Annotated in this window: 15 protein-coding genes; 5 read left to right on the top strand and 10 right to left on the bottom strand. The window is 59.4% G+C overall.

Translation table 11 applies throughout. The features are described from left to right. Positions 1-258: 258 nt before the first annotated feature. Positions 259-2,031, bottom strand: coding sequence for an adenylate/guanylate cyclase domain-containing protein (locus tag JN279_RS14090; RefSeq protein ID WP_096457686.1), 1,773 nt, complete (start codon positions 2,029-2,031; stop codon positions 259-261). 936 nt (positions 2,032-2,967) lie between these two features. Between JN279_RS14090 and JN279_RS14085 the strand changes: the two genes are divergently transcribed. Together JN279_RS14085 and JN279_RS14080 are read left to right on the top strand one after the other, a co-directional pair. Further along, positions 2,968-3,402 carry a hypothetical protein gene (locus JN279_RS14085; protein WP_202353063.1) on the top strand — a complete coding sequence of 145 codons (435 nt, stop codon included), beginning with the start codon at positions 2,968-2,970 and terminating at the stop codon, positions 3,400-3,402. Between the two features lie 293 nt (positions 3,403-3,695). Further along, positions 3,696-4,277, top strand: coding sequence for an NAD(P)H-dependent oxidoreductase (locus JN279_RS14080; protein WP_096448934.1), 582 nt, complete (start codon positions 3,696-3,698; stop codon positions 4,275-4,277). A 376-nt stretch (positions 4,278-4,653) separates the two neighbouring features. Here the strand turns inward: JN279_RS14080 and JN279_RS38920 are convergent, their stop codons facing one another. From JN279_RS38920 to JN279_RS14060, 4 genes are all read right to left on the bottom strand, one after another. After that, complete coding sequence (locus JN279_RS38920) at positions 4,654-5,598, bottom strand: glucoamylase family protein (protein ID WP_446720407.1); 945 nt, start codon at positions 5,596-5,598, stop codon at positions 4,654-4,656. A gap of 644 nt (positions 5,599-6,242) precedes the next feature. Further along, positions 6,243-6,641 (bottom strand): hypothetical protein, encoded by a 399-nt coding sequence (locus JN279_RS14070; protein WP_096448937.1) that lies wholly within the window; start codon positions 6,639-6,641, stop codon positions 6,243-6,245. Between the two features lie 879 nt (positions 6,642-7,520). After that, positions 7,521-8,309 (bottom strand): glycosyltransferase family 4 protein, encoded by a 789-nt coding sequence (locus JN279_RS14065; RefSeq protein ID WP_096448938.1) that lies wholly within the window; start codon positions 8,307-8,309, stop codon positions 7,521-7,523. Then, the gene (locus tag JN279_RS14060) at positions 8,306-9,322 is read right to left on the bottom strand and encodes an NAD-dependent epimerase/dehydratase family protein (RefSeq protein WP_202353062.1); all 1,017 of its coding nucleotides are present in this window, start codon (positions 9,320-9,322) and stop codon (positions 8,306-8,308) included. The genes JN279_RS14065 and JN279_RS14060 overlap by 4 nt, the downstream gene beginning before the upstream one ends. A gap of 381 nt (positions 9,323-9,703) precedes the next feature. Between JN279_RS14060 and JN279_RS14055 the strand changes: the two genes are divergently transcribed. Beyond that, positions 9,704-11,719 (top strand): acyltransferase family protein, encoded by a 2,016-nt coding sequence (locus JN279_RS14055; protein ID WP_202353061.1) that lies wholly within the window; start codon positions 9,704-9,706, stop codon positions 11,717-11,719. A gap of 5 nt (positions 11,720-11,724) precedes the next feature. After that, entirely contained in the window at positions 11,725-13,803 is a 2,079-nt protein-coding gene (locus JN279_RS14050) for an acyltransferase family protein (RefSeq protein ID WP_244734728.1), read from the top strand. On the opposite strand, the gene JN279_RS14045 is transcribed toward JN279_RS14050, so the two are convergent. The 3 genes from JN279_RS14045 to JN279_RS14035 all read right to left on the bottom strand — a co-directional run bounded on the left by JN279_RS14045 (position 13,733) and on the right by JN279_RS14035 (position 18,063). After that, positions 13,733-15,733, bottom strand: a complete 2,001-nt coding sequence (locus JN279_RS14045) for a hypothetical protein (RefSeq protein ID WP_202353059.1) — start codon at positions 15,731-15,733, stop codon at positions 13,733-13,735. The genes JN279_RS14050 and JN279_RS14045 overlap by 71 nt on opposite strands. Positions 15,734-15,757: 24 nt before the next feature. After that, on the bottom strand, positions 15,758-17,020 hold the full coding sequence (locus JN279_RS14040) for a glycosyltransferase (protein ID WP_202353058.1): 1,263 nt from the start codon (positions 17,018-17,020) through the stop codon (positions 15,758-15,760). A gap of 134 nt (positions 17,021-17,154) precedes the next feature. Then, positions 17,155-18,063 (bottom strand): hypothetical protein, encoded by a 909-nt coding sequence (locus tag JN279_RS14035; protein WP_202353057.1) that lies wholly within the window; start codon positions 18,061-18,063, stop codon positions 17,155-17,157. A gap of 141 nt (positions 18,064-18,204) precedes the next feature. Here JN279_RS14035 and JN279_RS14030 point away from each other — a divergent pair, with 141 nt between their 5' ends. Next, positions 18,205-20,013, top strand: coding sequence for an ABC transporter ATP-binding protein (locus JN279_RS14030; RefSeq protein WP_244734576.1), 1,809 nt, complete (start codon positions 18,205-18,207; stop codon positions 20,011-20,013). 72 nt (positions 20,014-20,085) lie between these two features. Here JN279_RS14030 and JN279_RS14025 read toward each other — a convergent pair whose 3' ends face one another. Both JN279_RS14025 and JN279_RS14020 read right to left on the bottom strand, forming a co-directional pair. Continuing rightward, positions 20,086-20,829, bottom strand: a complete 744-nt coding sequence (locus JN279_RS14025; RefSeq protein WP_244734726.1) for a class I SAM-dependent methyltransferase — start codon at positions 20,827-20,829, stop codon at positions 20,086-20,088. An 83-nt stretch (positions 20,830-20,912) separates the two neighbouring features. After that, positions 20,913-22,043 (bottom strand): glycosyltransferase family 4 protein, encoded by a 1,131-nt coding sequence (locus JN279_RS14020; protein ID WP_096448954.1) that lies wholly within the window; start codon positions 22,041-22,043, stop codon positions 20,913-20,915. Positions 22,044-22,046 lie beyond the last annotated feature (3 nt).

Here is a 22,046-nt window from a genome sequence, read left to right as displayed (position 1 = left end):
AAAAAGCGAGCCTCGAACGATTCAGGCTCGGGCTACCCCATAAAACCAAGGGACTCTGCATCTAGCCGACCACGTTTGCCGTAGTCCGGGCTTCGAATGGAACGTGGCCGAGGGCGACCCAGTGCTGGCACTCGGCCTTGTGCCAGGACGGACGTGACTCCCTTTACGCGAACGCCCCATGTATTTTTTTTGAAGCTCGGGAAGGAGACGCGCGACAATGTCTTTCAGCAAGACAGACAAATCGATGCAAATTTGCATTTAAACCGGGAGGCCAACCTTGCTGAGGCCCTCGGATAGATGGTCAATGTCGGCCTGATCGCGGAAGGGGAGCCGTCCAACGTGCTCGGCAAAGGAGTATTTCGGATTGATCTCCATCAGTTCGCGCCAGACCCGGCCGGCTTCCTCGGCCTCGCCCAAATGACCGAGCGCGACAGCAAGAAAGGCACGAGAGAGATCGGTCTTCGGGGCGAGCTGTATACGCTCCCTGAACAGCGCCGAGGCAGCTTCGAATTTGCCGGCGACAAGATAGGCAGAGCCGAGAAAGTGGATGTATAGCTGCTTCAACGCGGGATCGAGCCGGATGGCTTGTTCGATATGGGGAATAGCCGCGAGGGGCTGGCCGCCATAGATGTTGACGATGCCGCGCGAGTTGTGCGCCTGAGCGTAGTTCGGATTGAGATTCAGCGCCGCGTCCGCTTCAGCCGCGGATCTGGCGAGATCCTTTTTCCACAAGTAGAAGACCGAGGCGACGTAGTGCACGAAGGCAACCTGCGGACTCTTCTGCAAGGCCAAGTCGACATGCCGCTCGGCCTTTTCAAGCGACTCGCTCCAGCCGTCCGTCCAATGGAACTGCCAGTTGAGCACCTCGGCCATTGCGAGGCCGGCATAGGGTTCGCCATAGCTTGAATCCTGGGCGATCGCTTGCGCGAACAGGTCGGTCGAGCGCTCGAACACGTCACGGTTCCTGATGGTCCCCCACAGCGCCTCGCGCCCGAGCAGGAAAAAGTCGTGTGCCTTGCTGCTGGTCGTTTTGACAGCACCAAGCATCGCGGCTTCGCTCGGGCTCAGTTTGATCATCAACGCGTCAACGATCCGCCGGGTGACCTCGTCCTGGACCGCGAAGACGTCGCTCAGTTCGCGATCGAAGCGGTCGGCCCAAAGGTGTCCGCCGGTTTCCGCATCGATCAGCTGGGCGGTAATTCTCACACGGTTGCCGGCGCGGCGGATGCTCCCTTCGAGCACCGAGCGGACACCGAGCTCACGGGCCACGTGCCGCACGTCGACAGCCTTGCCCTTATAGGCGAAGCTCGAATTGCGCGCGATCACCATGAGACCGCTGACCTTAGAGAGGTCGGTGATCACATCCTCGGTTATCCCGTCGGCGAAATATTCTTGCTCAGGATCGCCGCTCATGTTCTGGAACGCCAACACGGCGATTGAAGGCTTGTCGGGCAGCGCGAGCTGTGGCGAAGGCTTCTCCGGCACAGCGGGCTTCGCCTGAGCGGGGACTCCGACTTGCAGCGAATAAACTCGGACCGGATCGGCGATGTTCTTGAGTTGCACAGCGCCGCGATCGTTGATTGCGAGGTCGAGCCTTGCCTTGACCTGCCAGTACGCTTGCTCGGAGAGACAGATGCTGCCAGGCTCGCAAATGCCTTCGAGCCGGGCGGCGATATTGACGCCGTCGCCCATCAGATCGCCGTCGCGCTCCTCCACGACATCGCCCAGATGGATGCCGATGCGAAAGTCGATGCGGCGGTCGGGCGGCAGCCCGGCATTGCGCTCAACCATGCCATTCTGCACCTCGATGGCGCAGCGCACGGCGTCCACGACGCTGCGGAACTCGACAAGGGCTCCGTCCCCGGTGCGCTTGACCACGCGACCATGATGCACGGCGATCGTCGGATCGATCAGATCGCTGCGCAGCGCCCGCAGCCGCGCCAGGATGCGATCCTCGTCCGCGCCGGCGAGCCGGCTGTAGCCGACCACATCCGAGACCAGAATCGCTGCTATTTTCCGGGTCTCACTCACGTCGTGCTCCCTCAATCCAGCCTACTGCAGCCAGATCAGCGCCGTCCTTCTCAACATAGAGCCGTTAAGCACAGGGAAGATAGCCCCAAGCCATTGGCCGGATGGTCGGCACAGGATCGACCCGAGTCGTTTGAGACGAATCAGCGAAGCGCCAGACCTGGCGCAATCAAGACGTCCAGCCCTTTCGCTAGCAGCGTCTGCTTTCAAGCAGCGGCTACGAAATCTCCAGGGCCGACATGCAGCGCAAAACAGTCATCTCGCCTGGATTAACAAGGATCACTAGTTCCGCGGCCATTTTCCGATGACAACAGATCGGCGACCGGCTGGCAATCGCGGCGCTTGGAAGCTGGCAGTGCTTTCGGCGGCATTCTAGTGTCGCCCTTTCAGGAACCTAGCCTCGCGAAGCAGCAAATTCCAATCGGTCCCAATGAGCAATCAGTCGCTCGGCTTCTTGCTCGCCGGTACAAGTCTCCCTGGCCAGCCGATCCGCCAACATTTTTCGCTGGGCTTTGGGTTCACCCCATTATCGAATGTCGGGCACATAGGTTCCGCCAAACAAAAGGAACCGCTGAAACTAGGTTTTGTTGCAGGGCTTTTTCTGGCCCTTCCGTGAAGTCCTGAAGCGATGCGTGGCGCGTGTCCTCGTCCCCGCGCACACGCTTTACACGGCCGATCTGCGCCGGCTTAACCCCATTGTGTGGCCGGCCGCACGAAATCTGCCCCTGCCGTTGGAACATTAGAGATCGATGACGGTTCTTTCGCTTTATATGCCGCTGCGTGGTGTCAGCTGAAGGTCGCTTGAGCAATCCGAGCGGCTCGCGCCCATGATCTCTTAGCCGCGAGCTCTCAGACGTCGAGCTGAAGACCGTAGGTCGAAGACGACAGGCTGCGGACGCCGCTGAAAGCTAAAAACAAAGCTAAGAACAGGAGCTAGTCATGAAACATCAAACGCTTGAGGAACTGCAGTCGATCGCCGACATCAATCCGATGGCGCCGGCTCTGCTGATGACCAGAGAGCAACGGGTCGAACGGTGGGCGGAACTGCTCGAAATGAATCCGTCGCGCTGCCTGACCGCGCTCACCGGTACCGAGCATCTTAACTCCAGGCTCCGCGATGAGGCACGGGCAACCGGGTCGCCGATCACCGTTGCCTTCGATGATTCATTGCTGCGTGCATCGGGCCTGAAATCGGACACTTACGGCGAAGCCAAGCGCTTCTTCGAACTGTCCGACTGGCAGTTGCACGACATCGTCTGCAGTTGCCACGCCGGTGCCACGATGCGGGCCGACTGGGCGGCCGGCAGGGTGCGCAGGTTGCTCGGAGGCAGCAAGGTTCTTGCATGGCTGAGAAGCTTAATGGCGCACGGTTGAGTGCCAAACGTTAGATCAGCGAAGACGGGCGCCGCCGCCTCAACTGCAAAATTGCCAGCTGGCGAGGCGGCGCTCGCTGGCCTCCCCGTGCGAATTCCGGTAGCCGCAACCATCTTGCGGGGTTGCGGATTACCTGGACTTCCGCTTTCGGCGACATAGCCGACCGGACTTGACTCTGGGTCGACCCAGTCACGACTGACCCTGAAGGGATATGCCGGCCTTCAGACCTTGCGCAAGATCAACACGCTGTTCGAGGGAACGAGTTATGAATAGCCCGTTTCAGGGGGCGACAGATGGCAAAGCGCATCGCAATCATCCAGGGCCACCCAGACCCGGCGGGCCACCATTTGCTGCACGCGATGGCCAACGCTTATGCCGAAGCCGCAACTGCGGTGGGGCATCAGGTTCGCCGTATCGAGGTCGGGAAGCTTGAGTTTTCATTGTTGCGCACGCAGGTGGATTTCGAGACCGGCGCGTTGCCGCCTGCTCTGGTGCAACCGCGCGAAGACATGCGCTGGTCGGAACACTGGGTGTTTCTGTTTCCGCTCTGGCATGGAACCATGCCGGCGCAATTCAAGGGCTTTCTCGAACACATCTTCAGGCCCGGCTTTGCCATGGAATACAGGAAAGAGGGCTTTCCGAGGCGACTGCTCGCCGGCCATTCGGCTCGTATCGTCGTGACCATGGGAATGCCGGTACTGATTTATCGTTGGTATTTTGGCGCCTACGGACTGCGCGCTTTCGAGCGCAGCATGTTGAGCTTCGCCGGGATCAAACCAATTCGCGAGAGCCTATATGGCCTCACCTTTGCCGACGAAAAGAAGCGGGATCGTTGGATCGAGGATATGCGCAAGCATGGAGCACGGGGCGACTGACCGTATCTTCTGCAATGCGTGCGCATGGACTTGTGGCTCTATGAAAGCGTCCCCGCGTCGAGGTTACTTGCTTAGTCCGACTGACGCTCCGCAATGGCAAATGCCTATAGGTTCTTGGCCTTGCCGATGTCCTGATCCGCGTTCGCGATGATCGAAAAGAAGGCCGCTCTCGCGATATCCTTCTTTGAGGCCTTGGGGTGCTCTTTTTTGACGGCCTTCATTGCTCGCATCCATGACGAGTATTGGCCTGTATCGGCTCCATGTCGCCACCTTAGCAAGGGTAATTGGCGAGCGCCACGACGGTTCTAACGAAGAGAAGGCCCCGCCGGCAGGACCGGAAGGGCTTGTTCTGGGAGGATGGGCGTCTCTTCGCCCATCAGTCGAATACCGCCCGCTTACGATACCGGTGTGACACAGGGACATGAGCGATATCTAGCGTTGCAGATCCCCAACAGCGCTTATGGATGAAAAAGAATTCGCCACCGCTGGGGTCAGCGTTCGCGCCATCACCGTATGCCCTTGACATTTCGATAACCTGAGAAACCCCTAAGACCCGCACGGTTTGACCGAGATCAAAGCCAGCGTTGAACCTTGCTGCGAGGTTGTCATGGTGATTTTCCGAATGTTGAATCGCCTGTGCTTGAGGCTCTTGGCCCCGGGCCATCACTCGCGGTAATGCCCCAGCAATGTTCTCCATAGCCATCGAAGCCGCGTGGATTTTCCAGGGCGTAGCGGTGCTGGACAAGAGTGGCGCGTCGGCTGAAATAGTCACTTCCCTTGCCGCGCATGTAAGTGTCCTGCAAACCGCGAAGATCAATCCACACATGCGAAAGACATAGTCGTGGCCGTAGACATTCAGCCATCGGAATATAGCGGTCCATGCCGTATAACTGCTCGAAGGTAGAGGGTGGGTCGGCGAGCCGAGGCCTAAGACATACAGCAGAAGCGCCTCATCGTAACCTTCCGAGCGATGCTTCAGGAAGCCAGTCTCGGGAGTCCAGCCGTGGGTGACGGTCTTTCCTTTGTTTAGCGCCCAGCGCCAGTCGGCCCGACGGTAAAGCGCATCCGCCAAGGTGCGGATTTCTGTTTCGGCCTTTGTATCCCGGTCGAAGAAAGTGGCAGCCGCCAATACTCCCGCCAGCAGCAAAGTGCTGTCGATGGTCGACAGCTCGCAGCGCCAAGTACGCCGGCCGGTTTGCATGTCGAGGAAATGATAATAGAAACCGCGATGGCCCGTGGCGTCCGGCTCAGGACCGTGAGGGCTGTTCCAGAAGAAGCGTAGCGTAGCCACCGTCCGCTCCACAGCGGCCTTGCGGCTCATGAAGCCATGCTTGACCCCTACTGCATAGCTTCCCAGCGCAAGGCCAGTGGCGGCGATGCTTGCGGGCCAATGGCTTCCGTCTTGTCCCGAATCAGACCGTTGGCTGGGTTTGCCTCATGGACGAAGTAGTCGAATGTCTCTCGCTGCAGAGTCTCGAGGTCGTCGTTCAAGGCAATCGCTTCGCCCTCCCCCAACTCAGCATCAAATTCGGAAACCTACTACAGCGTCTCCCGCGGCGCGACGCTTCCAGTTGATCACCGCCTTGCTGCTACAGTCTATCTGGCAGGAGCCGATGCTATCGGCCTCACCCCGAAGCAGAAACAGGCTATAAATCCCCAGCCGTCGGACAATATCGCCATGGCAGCCGTCAAGGACGGGCCGGGCGTCAGGCTGCAGCATCCCGCGCGCAGCGTTGATTAAGCACCCGGCGCCCTCGCCCCGCTTGTCGGTACTGCATGCATGCGTGCTCGTGGCCGTTAGCCACCTCTGGATACGTGGTTCCTGGGGTTGCCTTTTTGACACCCCCTGCCCGACAAGGGCGCAGGCCTTTACTTTTTGCGGCTGTCGCCTCTGGTCAAAACTCAAGGGGAAGGCCCGCCGCGTCCTCGCAATCGGGCCACTGCGTCAACCTATGCGGGACGCACTCAGTTGTCCGTCAACTTTGGCGCGGAAGACGAGTCATCGGATCCGTCGTTCTCGGTAACGGAACCTGCGCCGGTGCCAGTTGTGCCAGAGGCACCTGTGTTGTCCTCGCCCTGGTCGTCAGCAGATTCCTTTTCACCGTCATGGCTGCCAGAGGTTCCGCTGCTGCTGTGGCTATCGCCGCCATCGTGACCGCTGTCGCCACCGTCATGACCGCCGTCGCCACCGTTGCCCCCACCACCGCCATTGCCGCCACCGCCCTCGGATTCGGCGTGGGCGGCGGCCGGAACGAGGTTGGCCGCACCGTCAAGCGTCAGGTGGTACGGTGCGATGGTGAGCACCAGCGCAGTCGACGCGCGCAGCGTGAGCCAGGCGAGCCTGTTGAAGGGACTTTTGGTCATCTTTTCCTCCTCGTGAAGTGCTGTGTTAGTGAACCAATTCGGTCGAAGGTGCCGCAGCCATGCTGCAGCTGCCGGCTGGCAGAGCAGGTCCGGCGACCATGGCCGCCAAGCCCGCTAGAACGAGAGTGCCATACATGATGACTTCCATTCGGGAAGTTGCAGTGCAGTTGGTATTTCAATGATAGGCCACGACGGCTTGCGACCGCCATTCGTGGGGGATAGCGAATCCAACCTGACAACTGGCTGACAGCCTTTTGGAGTGTAGCCGACCAAGCCGTCGAGTTGGCTGGTCGCGGGCGCTGATACCGCCTTCTACACCAAGGTTGCAACCGCACGGTGCCCGCCGATGCCGGTCGCGAAGGCTCGCGTCATGGCGCAGAGGAATTTGGCGAGATGAAATACCTATTGATGGGCGGACCGGATAAATAGCCTGCCGCAGGATCGTTTGCTCGCCCGAATGATCGGCTGTCCCGATTGGGGTGATCCACAACTAAGCGGGAAATGGTTGTGTATAGTCAACCTAAACTGGGATCCCCTTCCGATTCTCTCAAAGCTGGATTGCATGAGTACCTTAAGGGTTTCAGCTGGACTTCCTCAAATAGTTGATTTAATTGTTCTTTTTGTGGGCACAGGTCAGAGATCCTGTCCGTATGGTTCCGCATAGCCGTTCATTGTGTATTCGGGGTTGGTGCGCGGCCGCGCGACATCGCCGAAATCCGCCGAAATCCGAAATCTCCATAGCCGTCACACCTGTGGCCCGCGGGTTCCTTCCTCGGGGACTTTCGTACACCTGCCGGCGCCCGAAACTCTTCACGTGAGCTGACAGTCAGCTTTTGGCTTGGGCCCACTGATGTCGCGTGCACAACTGCTTTGGACGGCCTATGGATTACCCCAAGCAGAAAATATTAGCCCGATCGTCAGTGCCGTCGCTGCGTATACAGAGGGTAAAATCTGACGGTTCACACCAATCCGAAGCAAGATGTGACCAAGGTGATCTGTGCCGCCGACCCAAGGCTTCCGCCCCTGTAGCAAGCGGCGGGTCGTTACGAATACCGCATCAATCAGCGGCACCGCAATCCACGCCAACGAGGCGTCAAAACCTCTCTGCGAAGCGAGAAGCACGATTGCCGCTCCTAGGAAAAGACTGCCGCTATCGCCCATGAAAACGCGGGCGGGCGGATAGTTGAAGCAGAGAAATCCGAGGCATGCGCCTACGCCGGCCATTCCGATATCACCGCCCAGCCCCAGGAAGGCTGCCGCGATCGCGCTTGCAGCAAGACCATCGGCATGATCGAGCATGTTGACCGCGTTGCAAGCTATCCAGATGACAATCGGAACCCACCACAGACCCGTGATGACCCCTGCTAAAACAGCTGCGCCGGCCAATGCCGTTGCCTTGGCACCGACAGAAAGGGATCGGACGTCATCCATCGCGCCGATCAAACAGAAAACAGCCAGCAGCAGGGTATATTCAACAGGGAGCCACGGGGACATCGCGGCTAACATGGCGGGGCCCGCCAGCCGGGGAACCTCGCCTGATGTGTGCCATCGGTCGTTCTTGACCTTGGAGACCGCTCCGATTTGTGTCGCCAGCCGTGCAAACAGCCACACACCAACAAGCGCTATGAGCAGAGCCCCGATGAACGGGACCAATATGTCAGGCGTCAAGCGATTGCTCGTTCGGTACGCATGTGCTCAATGCAGTCGACCACGGTCTGCTTGGTGCTTCGCAGAGCCCGCCATCCGGTCATGGTGGTTAAGAGGCTTGTGTCGGGAACGCGGTCGTACGTTACGGCGAACCGATCGCCAAAGACGGCGCTGGAAGGCTTCATGACGATTGGCGCGCTCGTCGCGGTGGCGTCAACCACTATTTTTGCGAGATTTCGTATCTGAATCGCCTCGCTGCCGCCCAGATTGACCGGCCGGCCTCGCAACGACCGGCACTGCATTACAAGGAGCAGACCTTCGGCGGCATCGGCAACGTGCAGAAACGCCCGCCTCTGCTCGCCGTCGTCATGAACCACAAGTGGTTCGCCCCGCAACGCTGCATCGACAAACATCGGCAATACGAGGCCGGTCGCTGAGCGCTGGCGCGGTCCGGCCATGTTGAATGGTCGAACGATCCACGTTGGGATGCCGAAATCAAAAAACAGTCCGGCCACCAAATGTTCAACCGCCGCCTTGGCAGCGGCATAGCCCCAACGCGGCCGCAGGTCCGTCGTGACCGGATCGGACTCGGTGATTGGCCGGTCGCGGCCGGAGCCGTAAACTTCTGAACTCGACGTATAAAGCAGCGGACACCGGTGCACTCTGCATGCCTCGACGATCGCACAGCCTGATTCGAGAATGCCGCTGGTGACAGCGAAACGTTCCTTGTGGGCACGCTGAACTCCAATCGGACTCGCCAGATGGAAGACGGCGTCGGCCAATCCGACTTCGTCGTGGATCGCGGCATTGTATGCCGGATCGCCAATCCTGAAGGTATGGATCGTCAGGCGGGGATCACTGGCTGGCAGATTGCGGAGCATGCCGTTCGAAAGATCGTCGATTACGGTTACGGTGCAATTGCGCGCAAGCAACAAATCGACCAGTGCCGACCCTACGAAGCCGGCGCCGCCGGTAACCAGCACGTGTGTGTGCGGGCCGAATTCAACCATGTCCGCGCCGCTGTGGTTGTCCAAGGTTACCATCCTCCAGAACGACCCGCGGCCTCGCAACGCACGGGACAATCTTCTATACAGTCAGGGATGGAGCAAACAACCCGTGTTTCCATCAAGCGGGCGAGTTTTCGTCGTCCTTGATATCATCAACGAATAAATACCCATCCGAAATGCTGCCAATCCTCCCATGATGTGGGCCACGAGGACAGAACTGATTCTGGCACACACATGCCGATGTTTAGGTTTTCGTGGCCCCGGTACGAAACAAAATGTGAGGGTATCCCCACGTTTCTCGCAAGGCGACCTGTAAGTCGAACCGGATGTGTCGCCATTGCATGCGACCGGCCATCGACTCAGGTTGCGCAATTGGGCTAAGAGGCCGAGGGATTGATGGGGGGAGCTTTGAAGTCCGACTATCGGCCAGATATCGACGGACTGCGCGCAATCGCAGTGATCGCTGTCATTCTTTTCCATTTCGACGTGCCCGGGTTCCCGGGTGGCTTCGTTGGCGTCGATATCTTCTTTGTGATCTCAGGCTATCTGATCACGCGCCTTCTGGTGGCTGAAGGCGGCGGACTATCCCTTGTCGAATTCTACGGCAGACGCATGCGCCGAATATTGCCGGCGATGCTTTTGATGATCTGCTTCTCGCTCATTGCCGGCTGGTTCCTGTTGCTCCCCGGGGACTATGCCGGTTTGGGACGCAGTGCGGCATATTCCACGTTCGGATTGGGAAACTATTACTTCCTCTGGAATACCGGCTATTTCGATCGAGAGGCGGCGCTTCTGCCGCTGCTCCATCTCTGGTCGCTCGGTGTCGAAGAGCAGTTCTATCTCGTATGGCCACTGCTGCTTCTGATTGCCAACCGGCTGGCACGCGGCCGCCAGTTGCCGGTAATCGCACTGATCTGCATCGTCGCCGTGGTCAGCTTCTCGATCACCCTCCATCTGGAGGCGATCGATCCGAAACAGGCATTCTATGTTCCCTTCAGCCGGGCCTGGGAATTGGCCTTCGGCGGCTTGCTCATCTTTGCTCCGCCGATAGGCCGCCGGCGCACGTCGGAAGCGTTCGGGCTGATAGGCCTTGGTCTGGTAGTTGCCAGCACCATTTCGATGTCGCCGAGCCAGCCGCTTCCGAACCTTGGCGCGCTCGTTGCGGTGGTCGGCGCTGTTCTGCTCATTTGGCCGCGGACGCACTCAACGATCTCGTCGCTACTTGCGAGCACGCCTTTGCGATCGACGGGCAAGATTTCCTATAGCCTCTACCTCTGGCATTGGCCCATCCTGGTCTTCTTCCGTCACTACGCCGGCACCGCAATGCCGTCAGGGGTCGAATCGTCGGTGCTTATCGCTACGGCCTGGCTGGCGGCGTATCTATCCTGGCGGTTCGTCGAGGAACCTGTCCGCCGACTGCGGGTTGCGCCGTCCCGGGCACTCATCGCAGGTGCCACCGCCGTAGCGATGGTTTGCCTGAGCGCCAATGCGATCTTCGAGGCCGGCGGTTTTACCAGCAGGATTTCGAAGGAAGTGGAGGCGATGCGCAGCCTTGATGTGATGTGGGATTGGTCATGCCCACAAATGGTCAGCATTCCTGAACTGGGCAGCACCTTTTGCGCGTTCGGCGCGCCCTGGGACAAAGCGGCGCGCCACGCCATGCTGTGGGGCGACAGCCATGCCGAGCATCTCGCCCCGCTATTCGACAGCGCAGGCAAGAGAGAAAATACCGCTTTCTTCCTTTACCGAGCCTGCCCGGCTGCCTTCGGGGATGGTATCCACCGCGACTTTCCGGGATTGCCCGACTACCGGGAGAGCTGCGCATCGTCGCGAAAGGCCGCGGTCGGCATGCTGAGACAACGGACAGACATCGACCTCGTGGTGCTGTCCGCGGCCTGGACAAGCCTTGGCTACACCGATGTCGTTGCTGACGATGATGGGAGGCAGACGGACAAAGTCCTGTTGTTGCGGGATGGCCTGCGTAGTCTCGTCAAGGAAATCAAAAGCCCTGATCGGCGCATCGCAATCATTGGCCAGGTGCCCGGTCCAGGCATGGATCTGACTTCGTGCGCGGCGATGCGCGAAAGCGGTATGCTGAGGCGTTGTTCGACCGAGATGAATAGCGAGCAAGTGTTCCGGATATGGTCGCCGATGGTGACCGCACTCACATCGCTCGTTCAGGACAATACTGTCGTCTTTGTCGATCCGCTCAAAGGGATGTGTCCCGACAGACATTGCGCAACCTACATCAATGGCGAGTTCATCTACCGCGATGGCTCGCATATACGCAGAAATCTGAGGTCCGAGACAGACGATGCCATTGCGCGGATGATGGGTCTCTATCCGGCCCTTGCAGGCCAGGCGCAAAACCGGTTATCGGCGGCGAACACCGCGCCGTCTCCAACGGCCGGCAAAAGCAATTGAGCGAGGTGCGAAGCGGCGAAGCTCCGCTCTCGATCGCGACTGGGGCGGCCTGCCAGGAAAACAGCAGCGAGCTGCCTGTTGGAGCAAAGGCCGGCTCCCTGTCATCTACGGCTACTGCAGCAGCAGACCATCATCGCACGGACATCGATGGGCTTAGAGCCGTCGCCGTTCTGGTAGTGTTGTTTTTCCACTTGAGAATTTCAGGTTTCAGCGGTGGCTTTGTCGGCGTCGATGTATTTTTCGTAATCAGTGGTTTTTTGATCACCCGCATTGTGGCTACCGACATCGAGGCAGGGCGTTTCAGTGTGGCGCAGTTCTATTCGCGCCGAGCTCGGCGCCTGCTGCCGGCGTTCTTCACGACACTCTCGCTTTCATGCATCGCCGCTTTTCTGGTGTTTACGCCTCAGCATCTGGAGACCTTCGCCAAATCTCTGACGGCAGCGACTTTCGGCATTTCGAACATCTTCTTCTGGCGCGAGTCCGGCTATTTTGATCTGGCCGCGCGGCTGAAGCCACTCCTTCATACGTGGTCACTGGGCGTGGAGTGGCAGTTCTATCTCGTCTGGCCATTGCTACTTTCAGTTTTGCTTGCCGTATTCCCACGGCGAATGATTTGGCCGATCGTGGCGATTGCCATTTTCAGTTTCTGTCTCATTGTCGCATTCCAGGACGGATCGTTTTGGTTGCTTTCACGAACCTGGGCGGCCGACTGGATCGCGGACGGCCGCGCGACAGTCTTTTACAACACACCCTTCCGCGTATTCGAGTTCTCTTGCGGCGCGGCGCTGGTCTGGCTTCCGAAGCCGCGGCCTGTCCTTGGTCACGAGTTGCTCGCCTGTCTCGGCTTGGTCCTCATAGCGCTTGCGGTTTTCGTTTTCGACAGCCGTTCGGGCGCGCCCGCCTGGAACGTCCTTGCGCCTGCCATCGGCGCTGGCATGGTGTTGCATGCAGACCGTTCGCGATGGGCAGGACTTGTGTTGCGCAATCGTGCGGCCGTCTATCTCGGCCGCATCAGCTACTCGCTCTACCTCCTTCATTGGCCCCTGATCGTGTTCTGCGAATACGGGCTGCTTCGACCCCTGCTGCCGACCGAGGCGCTTTTGGTTGGGCTGCTGTCTCTCGTCTTGGCCGCGTTGATGTTTCATGTCATCGAGCAGCCTTATCGCGCTGGCCGTGGCTTCGTCGCCTTTCCCGGACTTGCCCTGGCTGGCCTGCTCTTATTTCCCGCGGTCAGCTACGCGATGTCGGGCGGAATGCCCTGGCGTCTTCATTCCGTCGCAGGAACCGAACTGGCCGACAGCGTAGCCTTGAAGGCGATTACCGGCTCTTTGGCTTGCCAGGATTTCTGCGAGTTCGGGAACCTTCAAAGTTCAAACAAGATACTGGTGGTCGGGGATTCGCACATCGACCAATACACACGCGCTCTTCAAGAACTCGGTGGGCAGGAATTCCATTTCCTGCTGGCGGAAGCCGGCAACTGCTACGTTGGAGCGGAGCTCCAGACCAGGACCAACGGCGCGGTCACGCGGCACTGCCGGAATGCTACCGACCAGATCGCGCGCTGGTTGAAGGCCGGTGGCATCCTGGCCATTGTCCAGGGGCAACGCTGGCCCGGATATCGCAATCTTCTCGAACGGAAAGTCGATGGCGCGCCTGTCGACTTGCCCGACCTGGCGAAACTGTTTGCGACCATGCTCGGCGATATAGCGAAACTCTATGCCGGTTTTCGCGGTCCGGTGATCCTGATCGGACAAGCGCCGGACGCCTATCTGATTTGCCACTTGAGACCGACTTACGTCTCCTTGCCATGCCCGATTCTCACGCGGGTGGAGCACGTGGCCTTCGATCAGGCCTTCGCGGCCTTCGCCCGCCATTCGAGCTTTCAACTGGTTGATCCCTTCGAGACCATCTGCTCTGCAACTGGCTGTCATGTGACGGACGGCGGAGGGCATAGTCTATACCTGGATGAGAACCACTTCTCGATCTACGGGGCGCGACTCATTGTTCCGAAAATCATAGAGAGGCTTCGGAACGATTTATCCGTGGCGTCACGGCAGCCGTCGTCACAATTGACCACGCGATGATTGTGCCCAGAAGAGTGAAGCACAGTGCGCTGACCGAGAGCGGAACGGCGACCGCGTAGGTTCGCCCATTTCTGCGAGGGTCGCTCGAATCCGTGGCCGCGAACAGCACCGCGTCACGCCGGCGAAAAGTATACTCGCCCGGCCCGACCGCGGGCCATGCATGCGCGGCCCATTCGACTTGGCGGAGCGATGTCCCTTCTTCCCGAAGGTAAGAAGTCTTCAAAGAGGGAATGTCGGCAAAGTTGTCAAACTGGAAAAGGCCGGGAAACTGTGACCGCGGGAGCAGCGTCTCGTACCCGCCTCTTGCGGTAAACATCGCCTCGTTCTGCAGCCGTCCGGCAACAAGCGACGGTGTGATGAGCAATATGGCAATGCAGCCGGCCGCAAAGGCCGCGACGCCTGCAACGGTTCCAAAAGCAACGCTCCAGTGCTCCCCTTTTTTCACCAAAGAATGGCTTTTCGCAAATCCTCGCCGCTCGGCAAGCATGCCGCCAATTCCTAACGCGACCGGAAGAAAGAGACTCGGTGTGAGCAAGAGGTCATGCGACGTCAGCATAACCCCCACGAGTGCGACACCAAGGGCGAGATCTCCGGCGCTGCGGACGAAGCAGAAAGCGAAGCCGACGAGGCCGATCGGGATCAACCAGCCAAGGTGACCAAAAGCAATTGCAAAGAGGAGGAAGGTGTTGTGGGGAGCAAGAGCCTGCGCCTCCTCAAGTCCGCGACCAAAGGGGCCGCCTTCTCTATAAGCGAGCAGGCCGCGCTCCAAAAAGAGTGCTCTTGCCGAAATCGAATTTCTCTTGCCCTCATCCGTAAGACGTTCGCCGAGCGCCTGTATCTTGGCGGCGTTCGTGGATTGGCTTGCAGCGGACGATGGCAGGGAGCTCTCCGGAGGCGGAGATGGGGCAGCGCTCGCCGACTTGTCTGCTGAACTGATCGAAGGTTTTGCCCGAGGCTGGTCAATGACAGCAGACGACCTTCGTCCAGCAAGAGCTGATTGTTTTGCCGGAACTCCCTCGGACGACGGCGCAGCCGGGGCTACAGCGGGAGACGGAACCTGATCGTGTGATGCATCGACAGCCTCCGCTGCCTCATCGAGCGCCTTGCCAACCGATAATACCCCGGCGAAGGATTCGCCGATGGAGACACGAAAATAAGCATTTGTGGCCAGCGCGATACCGATTATCCCCACCAGTGCCAGTGCAACGGCAAGCGGGCGGCTCCAGCCTCTGGCATTGAGCTCCAAACGACGACGGTTGCGAAATTGCTGGCCAAGGCAAACGACGATCGGCACCGCCACCGTGGCAAAGGCGGCAAGAAGGGTCGAACGGGAAACGGTAACGAGCAGCGCGGCTCCCACAAGAACAAGGAAACTGGCGCGCCATTTTTCCGCAACGGCGCGGTAGCTCGCCGAGGCCCCGAGCAACAGTCCAGCAGCGGCCACATTTGGATTGATCGCCAAACCGGCGGCCCGGCCAGGAGTATTGGTGAAGCCGTTGGCGAAGAGGAGGTCGAGGAAGCAGATCGCCGCGTTGAGCGCCGTAACCGCTGCCGACAGGCGCAGCACGATTGCCGGAGCGGAGGCAAGCATGAGGACAATGGCCGCGCCGCCGAGAAAAAGCGTGATCAGATAGCATTTGGCGACGATCCCGACCGGATGAAGCGCAACCGGGACGACTGCCATGGCGGCAGCGGCCCCAAGCAGGAGGATCGCGCTGCGCACGTCCCGACGCGTCGCAAGAACGGCGATCGAAATAACCAGAACGCCGCCATAGAGCGCATGGAAAACCAGCCTCGCGAACTCGTCCCGCCCCGTAAAGAACGGCAGGAAGTATGGCATGAACCAGGACTGATAGATGACGATCACAAAAGCGCAGGCCCCGGCGGAGATGTCCGTCAGGATCGCCTGCGGCGGGCGCACCAAATTCACTGAGCGTTCCGGTTGGGCGCTCACTCACTTGCCCGCGAGATAGAGGCGTTCATAAGCGTCGACCATAGCTTCTATGGAGTAGCGCTCGCGCATCACCCGCTGACGATATTCTTGGTCGGCTGTCTGCTCTGGCAATCGCTGGACAACGGCGAGCAGCCCGCGGGCCAGATCGGCGGGGTCACGAGGCTCAACCAGCACACAACCCGGCATGCCCGAGACAGCCTCCGGATTTCCACCGACATTGGTGGCCACGACCGGAAGACCTGCCGTGAGTTTTTCCATCAGGGCATTGCAAAAGCCCTCCTCGTGCGAGGCGATCACGCCGATGTCCATGCCGGCAAGCAAGCCCGGGACATCGTCCTGCATCCCCAGCAGCCGCACCGCCGATCCAACGCCGAGCCGCTGGGCTTGCTCCATGAGAGCCGGGCCGATGCCCCGGTCTTGTCCGGCTATGAACAACCTCAGCTCCGGCCGGCTTTGGCTCGCGCGGGCGAATGCGTCGATGAGATCGCTGTGGCCCTTATAAGGAATGAGGTTGGCGACGATGACGATACCGACATCTTCAGGTTCAAGACCGAGACGGCGCCTGATGTCATCCCGACTTTGGCCGATAACATCGAAGCGGCTCAGATCGAGACCATTGGCAATCACGCGGACGCGGTCGATGTCATAGCCATCGCGTGTCGCCATGTCGGCTGCGACCGCATGCGAGTTCGCGACCACCACATGTGAAAACCGATTGGCGATTCGATCCATACGTTTCAGCCGTGGCCATCGCTCCTGATGGTTGCCCAGACCGCGTCTCGAGGTGATGACGCGTGGTGCCAGCGCAAACCGGCCTGCCAATGCGCCCAGGAAGTTGGTCAAAGGCAGGAAAGTGTGGACAACGCGTGGCCGGGTCAAAGCGATGCGAACAACGAGCGAAGTGACCGCGGCGCCGAGCACCAGCATCGCCTTCACGCTCGGTCGCGTCTTCGGGGTAGCACTCGATTTGACCTCCGCCTTTGCCGATGTCGGCGAAGCGGGTGACGGATTGGGTCGATGAAGCCCGTACAATATGCGGATTCCGGCACGATCCAGCGTTTGCGCAAGAACGCCACCCGATGAAAGGGCAAAGACCTCGACTTGCCAACCCCGCTTCTTCAACTCCTTGGCGAGCAGCACGAGTTGGCTTTCCGTGCCCCCGAGATCAAGCGTCCCGATGACGAAGAGCACGCTGCGCCGGGTCCTTCTCACGCGCGCGGTCAAAGGCGTGGCAGCGCGCTGTTGGCTTTCAGCATTAGTCATCGCAAGGCCTTCTCGCCGCGTCTCGCGCCCCGCCGCCTGTTCTCGTTGGTCCCGCTTGCCACAAGGCGCCGGGCACCCGCAAGCAGAAGTCGCCATTTGGCATACAATTCACAAAAGGTCGCGACCCGGCAAGGTTAGGACGAGCGAACTGACTTGCGAACCCGCCGCGACACAAGCCGGACCAGTCCTTCACGATGCCGCAGCAGCGCACCTATAGTGGCGAGCAAGATGCCGGTTGCCAGAAACGCGAGCGGCGGAATCCATTTCAAGCGTTCGAACTTTGCCTCGTATGCACGCACGCTATCGAAGTCTTCGGCGGTCCCAAGCGACTGCCAGGACTGACCATACGCCTTTTTCAGCAAGGGCAGCATTGGTCCAAATTGCGCGTAGTAGCTATCGATGATCGACGGATCCTGTTGCACGTCCTCAAGCGTGTGAGGAACGAAAACCCCATAGTCGGGATCGAGAATATTGCCATTCGACACGACCACGGTGTGCTCGGGCACACTATAGATGGTCGCGTCGATGCCTTGATCCGAAAGCACGGAATAGACGATTTTCGAAACCTGCGAACAGAACCCGTAGCCACGAGCCAGCCCCTTACGGGGCGTGACAAACTCATAGTTCTGCAACGTCTCGCGATATTGCGGCCGGAAGCTGAGAATCCAGAGCAGGTAGTTGTCGAAAGCGCTGATGCGTGTGTAGCGCATGTCGGTCTCTGTCCAACTGTCACCTTCCGTCCAATAATGCACCATTCCACCCGCCACAGCCTTTGTCAGGCGCTCGAGATAGGCCTGCATGGGTTCGCCCACACCACGGTAGAGGTCGTCGACATCCGCCACTTTCTCTTCGAACCCTAGCGGCCCCTCGGTTGCCGCGGCAGGCGGTGCCGGGTAAGCGCTGATCAATCCGAGCGGATAGGCCGCGACAAACAGTAGGAAAGCCGCCCCAACTCCTGCCGAGAACAAGCCAAGTGAGCACAGCGATGCAGCAATCAAGCTCAGCCGCGGCCTTTGATCCCGAATCTCGAAGGCATCATTCATAAGTGAAGCCTATCACTTCGTCGCGGCCGTGGCCCCTAGTTCACGACGCGCAAATTTGTGGACGGACCACCTCCGCGCTTCTGTGACAAAATTGTCAATCGACGTGGGTTGTGGCTTGTCGTGGGGCGCCGAACGTGTGCATTGGGCCTTCTGGATGCGGACATCGATTTGGCATTGAGCGGAAACCGAAACCCGGGCAGCACTTTCGACACACTGCGACGCTTGTGGCAGCAGGTATCACAGCGGCGGCAGAGGCAGTTTTTTGGTCTCCTTGTGCTGATGGTGTTTGGTGCTCTGGCGGAAGCCGCCACGCTTGGTGCCTTGCTGCCGTTTCTCGCGCGCATCGCCAATCCCGATGCCGTTGGCGGACAGTCGTTTCTGGCGGGTCAGCTTGCGAGCTTTCGGCTCACCGGTTCTTCTGACAGCCTTCTTGGTCTCACGGTGCTGTTTTCGGTGGTGGCCATCGTAGCCGGCGCCGTGCGCATACTCCTTACCTGGGCCACGAATTCTTACGTCTTCTCGCTGGGGCACGAAGTGGGCGTGAAGGTCTATGACCGAGTTCTACGCCAGCCCTATAGCTACCACGTTTCGCGCAACTCCAGTGCGGTGTTGGCTGCGCTGCGTCAGGTCCAAGCCATTACTGCAGGCGTAATGCTGCCACTGTTGCAATCAATCAGCGGCATAATCGTCGGTGTCTTCGTCGTCGCTGCCCTTTTTGTCCTGAGTTCGTTCATCACCTTCGTTATCTTTGCGGGCTTTGGCGTGGTCTATCTCGCCATGTCGCTTGTGATCCGAAAACACCTCAAGAGAAATGCGAAAATCATCGCAAGCGCGCAGGCCGAAGGCATTCGTTCGGTACAAGAGGGACTGGGTGGCATCCGTGATGTCATCATCAACGACACCCAACCCTATTTTCTCTCACGCTACAGCGAACTCGATTTACGACTGCAACGCGCGAACGCAACGAACGCGCTTGCAGCTGGCGCTCCGCGTTTCGCGATCGAAGCGGCGGGTATGGTGATCATCGCCGCGCTTGCCTATTTCCTCATCATCCGGTCCAACAATGCCGGCGAGGTGCTGCCAATACTGGGAACATTCGTTCTTGGAGCGCAGCGTCTGCTGCCATCTATGCAGCTTGTATACGGCAATTGGGCGCTGATACTGAGCAATCTTGCCGGCGCCGAAGTTGTGCTCCAGGCGCTGGAGGCACCACTTGGCCCAGAATGGAGCCAGCCTCCGGCCAGGCGCCTGCCATTCGATCGAGCGATCACACTCAAGGACGTGTCGTTCCGTTACGCTTCCGACCAGCCCCCGATACTCGAGCGGTTCAATCTCACGATCTCGAAGGGGACCAAGGTCGGCTTCGTGGGCAAGACCGGCAGCGGCAAGAGCACGACGGTCGATCTGATAATGGGTTTGCTCGAGCCGACCAGCGGAGCGATCGAGATCGACGGGCAGGCGCTGGATGGCGCTACGCGACGTGCTTGGCAAAGACAAATCGCGCATGTGCCGCAAAGCATCTTCCTGGCGGACTCGTCGATCGCCGACAATATCGCCTTCGGCATTGACCCTGCCACGATCAACCCCGAGCGCGTGCGCAATGCCGCGCAACAGGCCGCGTTGGCGGACTTCATAGAAAGCTTGCCGCTGGGCTATGAGACACGCGTCGGCGAGCGCGGTGTCCGTCTATCGGGCGGCCAACGCCAGCGAATAGGTATCGCGCGGGCTTTGTACAAACAGGCATCGGTGCTCGTCTTCGACGAGGCTACGAGCGCACTCGACATGGAGACCGAGGCTGCAGTCATGGAGGCGATCCGAGAACTGCCCACCGACCTGACTATATTGATCATCGCGCACCGCCTCACGACAGTCGAAAATTGCGACGAGATCGTAACGCTCGAAGACGGCCAGCCGCATATCTGGACGAGAACCGGCGGACAGATCTCTTGAAGTGCATCGTGTTGACGGATTCACCGACGCGCTTGGCCGTCCTGCCGCTGTCGATCTCCCAAAGCCGCCGCATCAGTTCGGTTTGGATTGCACCTTGTTCGGGTTCTGAAAGAGAAATTCCGTGCAAGCTTCACCCGTGGATATTCTGACGAGTTCGAAATCGAACCGTTCCTTCAGGAAATCGACCACGGCCTGATCGTCGGCGAACTCCATTGGCCAGCCACCCAGCCAGTCGCGGACGTCGGTCATGTAGCTCATGCCCCGCCCTTTCTTCTTCTCGTAGATCTGCTTCAAAAGCAGCGGCAGTCGAAGCGGATTGCCGCCAAGGCCGAAGCGCCAGATGTACCAATATTCCATCCACCACCTTTGCCGAGGGTTGGCGGCATTGTATCGCCGTTTCACATCGAGCCAGAATTGCGCCGAAGGCTGCACGACATTCGACGAATAGAGAGCGATGAAGAGGAGGCCGCCAGGCGCTACCCTGCCCGCGGCATTTTCGATCGCTTGCCACATGGCGCCGGTGTGGTGGAGCACGCCCCAGGAATAGACAAGGCTCCAGGTGCCGAGCGTCTCCAGAAAGCCGGCATCGAGTACGTCGCCTCGTTCGACGGCCCAGTTCGGCGGATCCCCGGCCAACTTGCGCAGCTTGCCGGTGGTACTTACCGAAAGCGGATCAAAGTCGAAGGAATGTATCCGATCCGCTTTTGCGTCGAAGGCGGCAAGCGAGTGCAGCCCGCTGCCACTTCCGATGTCAAGAAAATCCATCCCTTCGAGGCTCTGTTTGCCTAAGAAGGACAGAAGCTTATCGGCCGCCATCTGCCGACGTTCAGCCGAGTAGTGCTTGTCAATGAACGACGCCCAATTGGCTCCAAACTCGTACCGGTTCGATCCTGCAAATGTCATTCCGCGGCTCGGTATCCGACTTCGATAATTTCCATCATATGAGCGGTAACTTTCTGAATATCGTAGCGCTGTTCGGCAATCGATCGGCTGTTCTTGGCCATGCATTCGGCTTCGTCTGGGTTGTCGATTAAGCGGATCATGGCTTCAGCCAGGGGAGTGGTGGCGCCAACCGGCACCAGCAGGCCGTTCACCCCGGGCACGATCGGCGCGCGGCAACCCGGCGCATCCGTCGTGATCACTGGGCGCCCCATCGCCATGGCCTCCAGGACCGAGCGTGACGTCCCCTCGCGATAGGACGGAAGCACGAAGATACGCGAATCTGCGATCACTTGACGGACGTCTTCGACCGGCCCGTGATAGCGGATGGTTCCGTCCGCGACTGCTGCCTCAACTTCTGATACCGGAAAGCCCGAGGGATTTGGATCCTTGTCTCCGACCAGGTCGAAACGAGCGTCAGGTCTGACTGCCTTAACCAGCTTCGCCGCACCCAGATATTCAGCGAGGCCCTTGTCGCGGAGCAGGCGTGCAATCATAAGAAATCGTGGCTGCTCGGGCAATGACGCGACTTTGAACCGGTCCAGATCGACTCCTGAGCCATTGACGACATTGGCTGGCGTGCGCCCGAGCAATCCCAGGCGACGGAAGTCATTCCGGTCGTCGTCGTTCTGGAAGGTGACCGTGGTGGCAACCCGAAGGCTTGAGGCATAAAGAAGCCGAGCTACTGCGTTTACCATCCTCCAGCGTGGTGACTTGTGCCGGTCTGTGAAGGCATAGCCAAGGCCGGTGACAAGCGCGTGCCGTCGCGGTGTCCCAGCAATCAGCGCCGCCGGCATGCCGTAGACAATCGGCTTGATCGCACAGGTCAACACCACCTGGGGCTTGAGCTCTCTTAGCCATTTGTGAAGACGAAAGGCCAACAGCGCATCGCCGAACGGAGCAATCCCGGCACGCTTCATTGGCAATGGATGAAACTGGACGCCGTTTTCGGTCAGCCAACGAACGGTCATCGCATCGACTGGCGCCATGGCATGAACTTCGTACCCGGCATCGCGCAGCGCAAGAAGCAAATGCCCCCTAGTGGTTGCCAGGGACTTTGGTTCGCTCACAATGACGACGATTCGCTTCATGCG

It is taken from the genome of Mesorhizobium sp. 113-1-2, assembly GCF_016756475.1.
Classification (GTDB): domain Bacteria; phylum Pseudomonadota; class Alphaproteobacteria; order Rhizobiales; family Rhizobiaceae; genus Mesorhizobium; species Mesorhizobium loti_C.
Note: the sequence above shows the minus strand (reverse complement) of the source record. Positions and strands in the feature narration are given on the sequence as shown.